12 protein-coding genes are annotated in these 14360 nt (G+C 48.1%); 7 read left to right on the top strand and 5 right to left on the bottom strand.

Features of this window, described 5'->3' with window-relative positions; translation table 11 throughout:
- The first annotated feature begins 5 nt into the window (after positions 1-5).
- Positions 6-1877: an MFS transporter gene (locus L9P36_RS05160; RefSeq protein WP_237465478.1), complete on the top strand. Its 1872-nt coding sequence runs from the start codon at positions 6-8 to the stop codon at positions 1875-1877.
- 116 nt (positions 1878-1993) lie between these two features.
- Here L9P36_RS05160 and L9P36_RS05155 read toward each other — a convergent pair whose 3' ends face one another.
- Complete coding sequence (locus L9P36_RS05155) at positions 1994-3208, bottom strand: methyltransferase (RefSeq protein WP_237465477.1); 1215 nt, start codon at positions 3206-3208, stop codon at positions 1994-1996.
- Positions 3209-3393: 185 nt separating this feature from the next.
- Positions 3394-4368, bottom strand: a complete 975-nt coding sequence (cysB, locus tag L9P36_RS05150; RefSeq protein ID WP_237465475.1) for an HTH-type transcriptional regulator CysB — start codon at positions 4366-4368, stop codon at positions 3394-3396.
- A gap of 278 nt (positions 4369-4646) precedes the next feature.
- On the opposite strand from cysB, the gene L9P36_RS05145 reads away from it, so the two are divergent.
- Positions 4647-5405, top strand: a complete 759-nt coding sequence (locus L9P36_RS05145) for a DNA repair protein (protein WP_237465473.1) — start codon at positions 4647-4649, stop codon at positions 5403-5405.
- 118 nt (positions 5406-5523) lie between these two features.
- Here the strand turns inward: L9P36_RS05145 and ruvC are convergent, their stop codons facing one another.
- The 3 genes from ruvC to aspS all read right to left on the bottom strand — a co-directional run bounded on the left by ruvC (position 5524) and on the right by aspS (position 8723).
- Positions 5524-6045 carry a crossover junction endodeoxyribonuclease RuvC gene (ruvC, locus tag L9P36_RS05140; protein ID WP_237465471.1) on the bottom strand — a complete coding sequence of 174 codons (522 nt, stop codon included), beginning with the start codon at positions 6043-6045 and terminating at the stop codon, positions 5524-5526.
- Positions 6042-6788: a YebC/PmpR family DNA-binding transcriptional regulator gene (locus L9P36_RS05135; protein WP_237465469.1), complete on the bottom strand. Its 747-nt coding sequence runs from the start codon at positions 6786-6788 to the stop codon at positions 6042-6044. Before L9P36_RS05135 ends, ruvC begins: the two co-directional genes overlap by 4 nt.
- Before the next feature lie 156 nt (positions 6789-6944).
- Entirely contained in the window at positions 6945-8723 is a 1779-nt protein-coding gene (aspS, locus tag L9P36_RS05130; RefSeq protein ID WP_237465467.1) for an aspartate--tRNA ligase, read from the bottom strand.
- Positions 8724-9043: 320 nt separating this feature from the next.
- Between aspS and cmoA the strand changes: the two genes are divergently transcribed.
- The 5 genes from cmoA to L9P36_RS05105 all read left to right on the top strand — a co-directional run bounded on the left by cmoA (position 9044) and on the right by L9P36_RS05105 (position 14193).
- On the top strand, positions 9044-9781 hold the full coding sequence (gene cmoA / locus L9P36_RS05125) for a carboxy-S-adenosyl-L-methionine synthase CmoA (RefSeq protein ID WP_237465465.1): 738 nt from the start codon (positions 9044-9046) through the stop codon (positions 9779-9781).
- 60 nt (positions 9782-9841) lie between these two features.
- Positions 9842-10816: a tRNA 5-methoxyuridine(34)/uridine 5-oxyacetic acid(34) synthase CmoB gene (gene cmoB, locus L9P36_RS05120; protein ID WP_237465464.1), complete on the top strand. Its 975-nt coding sequence runs from the start codon at positions 9842-9844 to the stop codon at positions 10814-10816.
- Between the two features lie 69 nt (positions 10817-10885).
- Positions 10886-11677, top strand: a complete 792-nt coding sequence (locus tag L9P36_RS05115; protein ID WP_237465462.1) for an ATP-dependent zinc protease family protein — start codon at positions 10886-10888, stop codon at positions 11675-11677.
- 8 nt (positions 11678-11685) lie between these two features.
- Complete coding sequence (locus tag L9P36_RS05110; protein ID WP_237465460.1) at positions 11686-13191, top strand: inactive transglutaminase family protein; 1506 nt, start codon at positions 11686-11688, stop codon at positions 13189-13191.
- Positions 13192-13194: 3 nt separating this feature from the next.
- A complete protein-coding gene (locus L9P36_RS05105; protein WP_237465458.1) occupies positions 13195-14193 on the top strand; it encodes an alpha-L-glutamate ligase-like protein in 999 nt (332 codons plus the stop codon).
- Positions 14194-14360: the final 167 nt, after the last annotated feature.

The raw sequence follows: 14360 nt of genomic DNA, 5'->3' as shown, positions 1-14360 counted from the left end.
GACGCATGTCTCGCACCTTTCAACTTTTGCGAAATCGGCGTTTTTCGCCCTATTTTTTTACTCAAGCCTTGGGCGCATTAAACGACAATATTTTCAAAAACTGCCTACTGATTCTTTTTGCCTATGCCGCACCGCAGGCGCTTGGACTGAGTAGTCCCATTTTGACCAATTTGGCAGCAGGATTATTTATTCTGCCCTTTTTCCTTTTTTCAGCTTATGCCGGGGTGATCACCGATCAGTGCGAAAAATCGAAACTCATTCGCCGCATAAAATTTGCTGAAGTAATCATCATGGCGTTAGCTGCTTATGCGTTTATCAACCAAAGCTATTGGGCGCTGTTACTCCTACTTTTTGCCATGGGGACGCAATCTGCATTTTTTGGTCCGGTAAAATATGCACTCTTGCCGCAGCACCTCAAGTCGCAAGAGCTGGTGCCTGGCAATGCACTGGTGGAAACCGGAACCTTCGTTGCTATTTTGCTGGGCACTATTTTGGCTTCATTTATTGCAGAGCACGAGGCGCGCTTTAGTATTGCCGCGGGTGCCGTCCTCTTTTTTGCGCTACTGGGCTATGTCTGCGCCTTAGGGATCCCGAAAGCGCCTGCCGCCAAAGATGCCGCGCCCACACGCTGGCGTCCCATCGCTATGAATATGCATACCCTTCAACTTGCCAAGCAAGATCGCAGTATCTATCAAGCGATTTTGGGCATTAGCTGGTTCTGGTTTTTGGGTGCTTGCTACCTCACGCAAATTCCTCATTTCACCAAAAGCTATATTGGCGCCAGCGAATCAGCGGTCTCCATTTTGCTCGCTTTCTTTTCCATTGGTATTGCCCTTGGTTCTTTGCTCTGCGATCGACTTTCTAACCATCGTATTGAGATTGGCATCGTACCCTTTGGCTGCATTGGTTTAGCGCTCTTTGGTTTTGACCTTTATTTTGCAGTGCCCGATGCGCCGCTTAACTTGCATGGCTTACAGGCGCTTTTAGCTGAGCCATCGCTCTATCGTTTATTCTTCGATCTCACGGCACTTGGCGTCAGTGGCGGTATTTTTATTGTGCCGCTTTATGCCTTAATGCAGCAGCGCGCTAAAGAAAATGAGCGCGCGCAAATTATCGCCGCCAATAACATTATGAACTCACTCTTTATGGTGGGCAGCGCAGGTTTGGGCATCGTTATTTTGGGGCTATTCGGCTGGTCGATTCCGCAGTTTTTCCTACTGCTTGCCGGATTAAATGCACTCATAGCGGCTTATATTCTGTTGCTGCTCCCTAACTTTGCACTGCGCTTTGTGGTCTGGGGACTCAGTCATAGTTTGTATCGTGTACGCCACCAAGATTTGCACCACATTCCAGAAGAAGGCGGCGCTTTGCTGATTTGTAATCATGTGAGCTATATGGATGCACTTTTACTGGCAGGCGCGGCGCCAAGACCGCTTCGCTTTGTGATGGACCGAGAGATCTCAGAAACGCCCGTACTGCGCGCCTTTTTCAATTTAGCCAATGTGATTCCAGTGGATGCCAACGATGGCACCAAAGCGCTGCGTCAAACCTTTGCCAAGGTCGATGAGGCGCTCCTCAATGGCGAATTGGTTTGTATTTTTCCCGAAGGTCAGCTCACCTATGACGGTGACATGGGCCCATTTTTACGCGGTATTCATCTGATTATTCGCCGCTCGCCCGTCCCCGTCGTCCCCATGGCGTTGCGCGGTTTGTGGGGTGGATTTTTTAGCCGCTATGGTGGGCGCGCGATTGTGAAATGGCCTTGCCGTTTTTGGTCAAAGGTGACCATTGTCGCCGGTGCGCCAGTCGATGCGCGAAGTCATGATTTAGAAGATCTACGAGAGATAGTATTGAAATTACGTGGTAAAGAGCGCTAAGAACTCAGAGGGTGTTCGCACCCTCTGAGTTCACTCGCTGCATTCAATTCGTTTTTCGCCTGATGGCCAGTCCCAAGAAGCAACCCGTCCAATCAACCGTCTAATAAACAATAGGGTTATGAAATTAAGGTCGCTTCAATCAAAATGTTGCGCGGTGTCAGTGCACGCTCACAAAAGGTTGAGAGCGTAACTTGATAGCCTTGCTCTTCAAGATAACAGCTACGATCCAAACAAAGCCAAAGCTCTAATGGGCGACGAAAGACCTGCTGAATCAGTTCCATTTTTGCAACCAAGGCTGCGCGTGCTTGCCCTTGCGCTAAAAATGCTGCCAAGTCGTAATCATCTAAATCAATCGCCACAGCTTTTTGTGCCACCGCCCAACGGCAAAAATCAGCAAAACCTGCTTCACCTTCTTGTAGCAAAGATTTTTGCACATTGGGTAGCGGCATATAGCTATCGTGATTAAGCGCGTGGCGCTGCATGGCATCAAAGCCGAGACGATAGCTCACCTCTAGCGCACCTTTGCGCTGAGTATGCTGTCCGGCGGTCACGGTTTCTTGCAGGGCGAGTTTCAAATCCGCCTTTTCAAGTACCAGCATACTTTGCTGCGCTGCTTGTGAAAGTGGCTGATAACGCGGAGATTGAATCAAATGGTAACAACAAGGGGAAATGGCAATATGTTGCGTTTTCGCTTGGCTGGCAGCTTGAATCAAAGTGACATGCAGATCGCCGCAGGCATGAAGCGCCACTGCGCTTTGCGCGCTTTGACAAAGCGCACGACCCGAATCACTAAAAGCATCACCATGAACAAATGTTTGCGCGACGCCATCACGCTCAGCCATTTGATTGCCATCATCACACAGTTTTTTTTGCCACTCTAAGCTCACCACAGGCTGCGAACTCATCATGCCAAGGACACGCCCCAAATGACCTTTCCCTGCGCACCACTCTAGCCAAGGTCTTGGATGTGGCTGCGTTAGCGCACCTGCAAAAGCGCAAACCTGCTGCCATTTTCGACCGGGTACGCCAGTCTCGATACGCGCAGGCAGTGTGATATGTTGCGGTGAAATGGTGGGTAGCTCACTGAAATAGTGCAGCAATGACAGCTCAGGGATCCATGCATGCAGCACAGACATCAAGCTATCGCTTTCTTTTAGGGCTTGAAGATCAGCCATCGACAATTCATCGAGCCATGTACAAAGCGCAGGATGCGTTTGACGCCACGGTAAATCTAGCCAATGAAAGGGACGCTGCTGCCAAAGATTTTGCGTTTGGCTCAGTAACTGGTCCAGCACATTAAAGCGAGAAAAAAGATCCGATGAATCTGTCATAGCCATACTCATAAATGGGGTTATCAAGGATTGTACGGATTCAATATTCAACAGCAAGCTCAATCAATAAATCAGTCAATAGGGCTTTGATATTGTGACGGCCGCATGGAAATTCAGCACCCTGAATGCAAAAAACAAAAAGCCTCGTAAAACGAGGCTTTTAGATAGCGAGGTAGATAGTCACATTAGAGAATTGGCAACTCGATATCAGCAAACATCGCGGCCACTTCTTGATTGTTCTTTTTGCCAATCGCCTCTTCCACCACAGGTCGTGTTAGATGCGGGGCAAAGCGCTCGATAAAATCGTACATATAAGTACGCAAGAAAGAGCCCTTACGAAAACCGATGTTGGTGGTACTGGCATCAATAATATGACTGGCATCAATGGCCACCAAATCATTATCAAGCTTTTTATCAATGGCCATGGATGCGATCACCCCAACCCCCATACCAAGACGTACATAGGTTTTTATCACGTCGGTATCCGTCGCGGTAAATACGATGCGTGGCGTAAGACCTGCTTTACCAAAAGCGACATCAAGCTCAGAGCGACCTGTAAAACCAAAGACGTAAGTGACCAATGGAAAGGCGGCTAAATCTTCTACCGAGATATTGGATTTTTGCGCCAAAGGATGGTTTTTGGGCACTACAATGGAGCGATTCCAGTGATAACAAGGCAGCATCACCACATCGTTATAAAGATGCAGGGCTTCTGTCGCGATGGCAAAATCAGCGCCCCCTTTGGCCACCGACTCGGCCATTTGACTTGGCGTTCCCTGGTGCATATGCAATGCCACTTGAGGATAGCGCTCAGTAAAGCCTTGAATCACTGGTGGTAGTGCATAACGTGCTTGCGTGTGGGTGGTGGTAATGTGCAGCGTACCGCGCTCAGGATGCGTATGCTCGCCAGCAACCGACTTAATGCTATTCACGCGCGCAAGAATATCTCGAGAGATATCGACAATGGCCTCACCGGCAGGTGTGACGTGGGTAAGATGCTTACCACTGCGCTCAAAAATCTGGATGCCCAGCTCATCTTCCAGCATGCGTACTTGCTTACTAATGCCTGGTTGTGAGGTGTACAAACTTTCGGCGGTCGCCGAAACATTGAGGTTGTGATTGACCACCTCGACGATATATCGCAGCTGCTGTAATTTCATAACTGGTTGTACATCCTTGTCTTCGCAATTAAAACTTCAGCGTTTATGGGAGAGATTGGCAACAGTATCACCAATGTGTAGCGGCTATTAATAGCGAAAAAGCATATGGAGGTCACGCGATTAATCATTTTCGTGAGAATTAATCCTCTTTTTTCTTACCAATCCAGTAACATGGTGTGATAATGCAGACAAAACATACATTGCTCTGGGCGCACACCCCCCTGTTAGGGTATGGTAAAGGCTAATTGAGCGAAGGTTAAGGAATCAAGAAGCGCTTCATGAATACCATTCTTATTGTTTCTCTTATCGTAGTGCTGTTCATTCTGATCGTGGGGTATAACCTCATCGTTCAGCAACGGGAACGTGTTGCTACCAACAAACGCAAAGAGATGGCAAAGTACACCGCCATCATTGATGCAACCGAAGAGCTCATTGGTAGCGCCAACCATATTCCTTTTAGCAAGGATCTTCTGGTGTGTCTCAATATGCGAATTGTTGATGCGCTCAAAGAGATGCGTTCTATTGCGCCAAAAGATCGCAGCCTTCCAGTTCGTATTAGCAACCTTGAATCACAAATTGAGCAGCTCAAGCAAACCTATAACGGTGATGGTCAACCATTTAAAGTGCCCAATACGGATCGCCAAGCCATCGCCCTACTGCAATTGGTGAAGCGTTTAAAAACTGTGGTGCGCACCGAGCACTCTAAAGGCAACATTGCCACTGCTTCCTATGTTGCAGAGTTGGGTCGCCTTGAAGTGATGCAAATCAAGATCAATATTGAAAACGTCATTAAACGTGCACGCGAAGCCCACTCAAAAGGCCAAATCGGTACGGCGCAGCAGCTTTTGAAAAAAGCGCTCGAACTTGTCGCTACCAAAAACGACAGCTACTCCGTGCAAGCCCGTGAAAAACTACAAATGATGTTTGATGAGCTTTCAGCATCACGTGCGCAGCAAAATAATGTGGAACGCGAGCAGATGGAAGCAAGCACTAAAAACGATATTGATGAGCTCTTCCAGCCGAAGAAAAAATGGTAATGCTCTGTTTGTAATAAAAAAAGCCGCTAATGCGGCTTTTTTATTATTTAAATCATGCTTATTGCTTAAATCACGATGGTTTCATCACTGTATTCACACACGTATACGTGCACTACCACTAACGATAACGACCGCGGCGTGAACCGCTGGCTTGGCCAGCCAATGACAATAAAGTTTGGTTGGTGTGTGCATGACAAATAGCCACAGCTAAGGCATCTGAGGCATCAATTTGTGGTTTTTGCTGTAAGCTCAACATCGACATCACCATCTGCTGCACTTGCGATTTATCGGCAGCCCCTGTACCCACTACGGCTTGTTTAATTAAACGCGCGGCATATTCTGAAACAGGTAAGTCATGATTAACCGCGGCAACGATCGCACTGCCCCGTGCTTGACCAAGTTTTAACGCAGAATCAGCGTTGCGCGCCATAAACACTTGCTCAATGGCAAAGGCATCAGGCTGAAACTGCGCAATGATTTCACTGACACCGGCATACACTTGCTTTAAGCGCAGTGGCAGCTCAGTGACATTGGTACGAATACAGCCACTGCCCAAATAGGTCAGGTGGCGACCTTGTTGGCGAATCACGCCATAACCGGTAATACGAGAACCTGGGTCAATCCCTAAGATAATACTCATTCTAATGTTGCTGCCACTTCATCTGAGATCTCACCATTGTGGTAGACCTCTTGTACATCATCTAAATCTTCCAATGCATCAATCAAACGCAGCAATTTGGGTGCAGTTTCCGCATCCAGATCTGCTTTTGTGGATGGCACCAAAGTCACCTCAGCATTGTCAGCGGTAAAACCTGCGGCATCCAGTACATCTTTCACCGGCCCAAACTCAGCAGGCGTGGTCAATACATCGATGCTGCCATCATCATTGGTTTCAACATCATCGGCGCCGCCTTCAAGCGCAGCTTCCATGACGGCGTCTTCATCTAGACCCGGCGCATAGGAGATCACCCCTTTTTTCTCAAAGAGATAACTCACGCTGCCATCGGTGCCCAAATTGCCACCCGCTTTAGAAAACGCATGGCGCACACCAGACACAGTTCGGTTACGGTTGTCGGTCATGCACTCCACCATCACCGCTGTACCCGCAGGGCCATAACCTTCATAGATCACGGTTTCCATATTATCATCGCCTTCGCCACCAGCACCGCGGCTCACCGCACGATTAATGGTGTCACGGGTCATATTATTGGATAGCGCTTTGTCGATTGCAGCCCGTAGGCGAGGATTATTTTCAGGCTCTGCGCCCCCCTCTTTACTTGCCACCACAATCTCACGAATAAGTTTGGTGAAAATTTTACCGCGCTTGGCATCCTGCGCAGCTTTTCGGTGCTTAATGTTGGCAAATTTACTATGGCCAGCCATGATTCGCTCCTTTATTTTTAGGCATCACTGCCGATTCAACAAACAAATGATTTCTCTCATAAAATAGCAGCATACTCACCGCTCGTCTGTGGCGAATATGGGATCAAATAAAATAAAAAAAGGGGGCAAATTTGCCCCCTTTTTCATTTGGCGTTTTTATTCGCCTGCGTTTTCTTTTTTCGCGGCGATAATGCTCAATGCAAGCTCTTCTAGCGCTGCTGGGCTTGCTGGGCTTGGTGCATCTGTCATCAAGCAAGATGCGGCCGTGGTTTTAGGGAATGCAATCACGTCACGAATGTTATCCGTACCACAAAGGAGCATCACCAAACGGTCCATACCAAAGGCAAGGCCTGCGTGTGGCGGCGTACCGAACTGAAGTGCGTCAAGCAAGAAGCCAAACTTCTCACGTTGCTCTTGTTCATTGATACCCAAGATTTCAAATACAGCTGATTGCATGCTGGCGTTGTGAATACGCACAGAGCCACCACCCACTTCATAGCCATTCAACACCATGTCATAGGCATCTGAGTTTGCCACTGCAGGGTTTGCTTGAAGCTCTTCAACGCTACAAGTCGGCGCTGTGAATGGGTGGTGCATCGCGTGCAAACCACCTTCTTCATCTTGTTCAAACATTGGGAAATCAACCACCCAAAGTGGTTTCCAAGCCGCCAAATCAGTCAACTCGAGGTCAAGACCAACTTTCAAGCGCAATGCACCCAAAGCTTCAGTCACAACGCGCGCGCTATCTGCACCAAACAGAAGAATATCGCCAGTTTGTGCATTGGTACGCGCAAGTAGTTCAGCCACAATCTCAGGGGTCAAGAACTTCGCTACAGGCGATTGAATACCTTCAAAACCTGCGTCTTTGTCGTTTACTTTCAACCAAGCCATACCCTTGGCACCATAAATGCCAACGAACTTGGTGTAATCATCCAATTGCTTACGTGAAAGTGACGCACCGCCGGTCACACAAAGGGTCGCAACGCGGCCTTTTGGATCATTGGCTGGATCAGCGAATACTTTGAAATCGACATCTTTCAGTAGATCAGCAACGTCAACAATCTCAAGTGGGTTACGAAGGTCTGGTTTATCTGAACCATAACGACGCATCGCTTCGCTATAAGGCATGATTGGGAAATCGCCCAGATCAACATTCAAAAGCGACTGCCACATGTCACGAATCATAGTTTCCGCTTTCTCACGCACTTGCTCTGCGCTCATGAAAGAGGTTTCGATATCAATTTGGGTAAATTCTGGCTGACGGTCTGCACGCAAATCTTCGTCACGGAAACATTTTACAATTTGGTAGTAACGGTCAAAGCCCGCCATCATCAGCAACTGCTTAAATAGCTGAGGTGATTGTGGCAACGCATAGAAGCTGCCTTTATGAACGCGGCTTGGAACCAAGTAGTCACGTGCACCTTCAGGGGTCGCTTTGGTCAACACTGGGGTTTCAATATCCAAGAAACCATTTTCATCTAAGAAACGACGAACAAAGCTGGTTGCACGTGCGCGCATTTTCAAGCGATCGCTCATTTCAGGACGACGAAGGTCAAGGTAGCGATACTTCAAACGCTGCTCTTCGGTGTTCACTTGGTTGAAATCAAGTGGTAGCGGCGCGCTGCGGTTAATAATGCTGATGCCTTTGGCAAGCACTTCTACTTCACCAGTTGCCATATCTTTGTTGATTTGGCTTTCAGGACGAAGACGCACTTCACCCACAATTTTGATGCAGAATTCGTTACGAAGCTGGTTCGCGGTTTCAAAATCATCACCCATATCTGGGTCAATCACCACTTGAACAATGCCTTCACGATCGCGCATGTCGATAAAAATAAGACCGCCAAGATCGCGACGGCGGTTAACCCAACCACAAAGCTCTACAGTTTGCCCTGCAAGAGACGCATTTAGATGACCACAATACTGGGTACGCATGATGAAATTTCCAACGGTTAATAAAGGCGGTTTTGGCAACATTTGTTTATTTAATGTACTGGGGACATAGCAGACCATCCCAGTACTGTTTAAATAATCGCCAAACACCAGCTTCTTGAGAAAAAAGACAAGGTAGTATAATGGAAAAAATCCTCGGGCGAAAAATTTGCGCACTGGATGCTGCTTTTTTCGCCATTGCTGTGATCTGGCACTGTGCCATGGTTTGAGAGAAAACGGAATCTCCCACTGCATGCCATGACAAAGGCCATCTTTTTCTCTACAATACGCGCCCTTTTGACGCGGCTTGATAAGGTTTCAACATGCACCGCACTAGCGCTAAAGATCAGCTTTTTGCTGCCCCGATTGAGAAAATGGGTGATTTCACCTTTGATGCTCATGTTGCTGAAGTTTTTCCCGATATGATTCAACGCTCGGTCCCGGGCTATAGCAATATCATTTCGGCCATTGGCATGCTTGCCAAGCGCTTTGCCACGGCTGACAGCAACCTTTACGATCTTGGCTGCTCGCTAGGCGCGGCCACCTTGTCCATGCGCCGCAATATCGAAGTAGATAACTGCCATATCATCGCCGTGGATAACTCCAGTGCCATGGTGGAGCGCTGTCAGCGTCATATCCAAAACTACCGCGCTGACACCAAAGTCACCGTGATTGAGGCGGATATTCGCGATATCAGCATCGAAAACGCCAGCGTTGTGGTATTGAACTTCACCCTGCAATTTTTAAACCCTGATGATCGCGAGCGACTACTGGCGAAGATTTATCAGGGTCTCAACCCAGGCGGCATTTTAATTTTGTCGGAGAAGTTCACTTTTGCCGATGAAACCAGCAATGAGCTACTGATTGATCTCCACCATGACTTTAAGCGTGCCAATGGCTACAGCGAGCTTGAGATCAGTCAAAAACGCAGCGCCTTAGAAAATGTGATGCGCCCTGACAGCACACAAACACATCATCAGCGCTTTGCGCGCCTTGGCTTTAGCCACAGCGAAACTTGGTTCCAATGCTTTAACTTTGGCTCCATGTTCGCCATTAAATAACTCAATTTTTTGCCCGCAGGCCAGATTTGGCCTGCACAAGCGCCCGATTGGACTGAACCCATGATCGATTTTTCTGACTTTTATCAGCAAATTGCCAAAAACCGCCTGAGCCCATGGCTCACCACATTGCCATCTGAGCTTGAAGGCTGGATCCAAGACAACCGCCATGGTGATATGCCGCAGTGGCTGCGTGTGTTGCGTAAATTCGCCAGCTATGAAAGCGCTGACCAAGTGGATCTAAAAACGCAAGTTGCCTGCCAATATGACCAGCCGTTAAGCGCAGGTTTACAAACCAAGCTTGAGAATCTGCTGCAAAGCTTTCACCCATGGCGTAAAGGCCCATTCCATCTCCACGGCGTGCATATCGATACTGAATGGCGCTCTGATTGGAAATGGGATCGCGTTTTGCCGCACCTTTCGCCACTAAAAGGGCGTTATGTCTTAGATGTGGGATGCGGAAATGGCTACCACATGTGGCGAATGCTGGGTGAAGAAGCCAAAATGGTAGTGGGCGTTGACCCATCAGCACTGTTCTTAATGCAGTTCGAAACAGTCAAACAGTTGGTTGGACGCGAGCGTCCGGTGCATTTATTACCACTTGGCATCGAACAACTCACTCCTTCACACGCTTTTGACACAGTGTTTAGCATGGGTGTGTTATACCATCGTCGTTCACCTATTGATCACCTGCTTCAGCTGCGTGACCAATTAACCTCTGGGGGTGAACTGGTATTGGAAACATTGGTCATTGATGGCGATGAAAGCGATGTACTCGTGCCCATCGACCGCTATGGCCAAATGCGAAATGTATGGTTCTTCCCATCGGCAAAAGCACTCAAGTTGTGGCTTGAAAAATGTGACTTTGTGGATGTGCGTATTGTTGATGAATGTGTCACCAGCACCGATGAGCAACGCAGTACGGCATGGATGCGCAATCAGTCATTGCCTGATTATTTGGATCCAAATGATTCAAGCAAAACAATCGAAGGTTATCCGGCACCTAAACGTGCAATTTTAATTGCAAAAAAACCGTGATAGCCATTATCAAACTCGAAGGATTGCGTATAATGCTTCGAGTTTAACGATAACCCTTGGGAGATCTTGATGTTACGGCGCAGTCTGCCTTTTTTATTGCTACCGCTTTTCTCTGGCTGCACGCTTCTCTCGCAACAAGCACACGAGCAAACGCTCGCGGCCATGACCCAGTTAGAAACCAATCTACAACGGTCATTGGATGAAAACCGCGCCGCAATGGAAGCCAATAGTGTCCAGCAAAACAATCGAATTGAAGCGCTGGAACAAGAATTAGCGAGCCTCAATCAGCGCTTATTCCATTTACAACGAACGACTGTCCAGCTCAAAGAGCAAACGGAAGCCTCCCAACAAGCACAATCTTCCAATCAAGTGCCTCCTGCACCTCGCGTTGAACTCCCCGCTGAGCTCAAAGGTAAAATCATCATCGGCTCCAAAGAGTGGGTTTGGGTTGATTTTGCCAAGCAAAGCTACCGAGCCCGTATCGATACCGGCGCCACCACTTCATCTCTTAATGCTACAGATATTCAAGAATTTGAGCGCGACGGCGCCACTTGGATTCGCTTTAGTTTGAGCCATGCTGATGACCAAGGTAAACCGACCATTGTCGAAGCCCCTTTGGTTCGCTGGGTCAAAATCAAACAAGCCTCGGCAGAAGAAGTAGAGCGTCGCCCTGTGGTTGAAGCTTGGATTCGCCTTGGCAGCGTGCATGAAAAAGCACAATTTACCCTCGCCGACCGCTCTCATATGGAATATGCCGTATTGCTCGGTCGTGAGTTTTTCAAAGATATCGCCATTGTCGACGTAAGCCGTCAATTTGTACAACCAAAGCCCAGCGAAAAAGCTCCGGCTGAGACCAAATAACAAGCGCTATGACCTCACGCGTCCCCTTTTATATTGCAATTTTCATCATGGTGGTGGTTGGCCTCGCCATGAGTTGGTACCGCCACGATGTTTATGGTGTACCTTGGACTCCCGGCGAAAGCCGCGAAGTATGGGAAGTTGAAGCCCGTATTGAATTTGATAGCTATGGCGATCCCGTCAAAGTTTCTATGGCCACACCGCAAAAGCAAGCAGGCTATATTCTGATTGATGAGTCGACTTCATCACCCGGTTATGGTGTTGCGCAAGTGCATAACGGTCATGGTCCACGCACTGAGTGGACCAAACGCGAAGCAACCGGCAAACAACAACTTTTCTTTAAAGCCACTTTCCTTGCCGATAACCAAGCGCGCGATATTTTTGAACCGCCATCAGGACAATTCCCTGTGGTCAGTCTCACTGCGCCACAAATGACCGCTTCAGAAGCGCTGATCACCATTGCCAAAGATCAGTCTGCAGACAACGCCACCTTTACCCGTGAGTTGATCAAACTATTCAACAATCCGGATAACCAAAACGCAGCCTTGCTTCTCAATAGCCATTCGCAGGTCAAAGCGATCTTTGATTTGCTCACGCTTGAGAAAATTCCAGCGCGTATTGTGGGCGTACTCAATTTAGAAGATGGCCGTCGTCGTCAAAGCATCGACGATATGATTCAAGTATGGGATGGCAAAACCTGGCACCTATTTGACCCAATGACCGGCAAACAAGGTAAAGGCCCGCATCAAATTATTTGGAACCAAGGTGGACATTCCTTACTCGATGTCGTTGGTGGTCGCAATAGTGAAATTTGGTTTTCAATGATCACTCAAGAGATCACCCCGCAGCAAGCCACTGATGAGCTCGTCAAGCTTGAAGGTCTACTGAACTTCTCGATTCATAGCCTGCCCATTGAAGAGCAAGCGATGTTTAAAACCATCATGCTGATCCCAATTGGTGCATTGATTGTGGTGTTCCTGCGCATCATCGTGGGGCTGAAAACCTCTGGTACCTTTATGCCGGTGCTGATCGCCGTAGCCTTTGTGCAAACACAACTGCTCACCGGGATCATCGGTTTCCTCTTGATTGTCGGCACAGGCTTGGTCATTCGCTCCTACCTCTCACGGTTGAACTTACTGTTAGTCGCGCGAATATCAGCGGTCATTATCAGCGTGATCTTTATCATCGCCGCCTTTACCGTAATCTCCTTTAGAATCGGTCTCAACGAAGGTTTAACCATCACCTTCTTCCCAATGATCATTTTGTCATGGACCGTTGAACGTATGTCCATTCTATGGGAAGAGGAAGGCGCCAAAGAAGTCATTAAGCAAGGTGGTGGCTCGCTACTGACTGCAGTCTTGGTCTATATGGCGATGACTTCAGATATCGTTCGCCATCTCACCTTTAACTTTATCGGCCTGCAATTTGTGGTGCTGGCTTTGATTCTGATTTTGGGTAACTACACAGGTTATCGCTTAACAGAACTGCGCCGCTTTAAGCCACTGGCTGAGGATTAAGTTATGCTGCAACGCTTACTTAATCGCTATATTTTTGACCGCTATACCACGCCTGCGAAATTACGCAAAAAAGGCATTATGGGCATGAACCAACGTAATATCGGCTTTATTAGCCGATATAACGACCGCAGTAAATTCCCATTGGTGGATGACAAACTCAAAACCAAGCAGATTGCCGAAAAAGCGGGGGCGACTGTGCCCAAACTACTTGGGGTGATCAGCAATCAAGGGGATATTCGTCATATCTTCAATATGCTGCCCGAGCATGCGGGGTTTGTGATTAAACCGGCGCAAGGCAGTGGCGGTAAAGGCATTTTGGTGATCACTCATCATCAAGATGGCGTCTTTACCAAACCATCTGGCAGCACAGTCGATCGCATCGATATTCAGCGCCATGTCACCAACGTCCTGGCGGGCTTGTTTAGTCTGGGTGGTAAAAACGATGTGGCGATCATTGAGTCGCTCATTGAGTTTGATGATGTCTTTGATGGCTTTAGTTATGAAGGTGTACCCGATATTCGCGTGATCGTGTTTAAAGGTTACCCTGTCATGGCGATGATGCGCCTATCCACTGCCGCTTCTGATGGTAAAGCAAACTTACACCAAGGTGCTGTGGGTGTTGGCATTGATTTAGCCACAGGTACCGCCCTTCGCGCAGTGCAATTTAACCAACCTGTCACCCATCATCCAGATACAGGTCGCGCGCTCAAAGAGTTAACCGTGCCGCATTGGCCTCGCCTACTGGAGCTTGCCGCTAGCGCCTGGGAGATGACCGGACTTGGTTATATCGGTACCGATATGGTGCTCGATAAACAGCGCGGTCCTATGGTACTTGAGCTCAATGCGCGTCCCGGCTTGGCGATTCAAACCGCTAACGGTCAAGGCTTATTACCTCGCCTGCGTTTTATCGAGCGACTGGGTTATGAAGGGCCAGCCCGCACCGCCAAAGAGCGGGTCGAATTCTCCGCCCACCATTTTGGTCATGTTGAAAAAGAGCTCTAAGGAGCTCTTTTTTTATTGGTCACAATACCCCTTTATAACCCTTTGATTACGCATCATTGTTATCCGCTCTCTCCATACCACAGGCATCTCGAATCAGGATTCTAAATCGCTATAACTAATGGCTATATTGCATAGCCTTTCGCTCTTTGTTTGTCGATTTTTTCGCT

The sequence above is a fragment of the Vibrio stylophorae genome (genome assembly GCF_921293875.1).
Lineage (GTDB): Bacteria > Pseudomonadota > Gammaproteobacteria > Enterobacterales > Vibrionaceae > Vibrio_A > Vibrio_A stylophorae.
The sequence above is the reverse complement of the archived record's forward strand: the minus strand, read 5'-3'. Positions and strand labels throughout refer to the sequence as shown.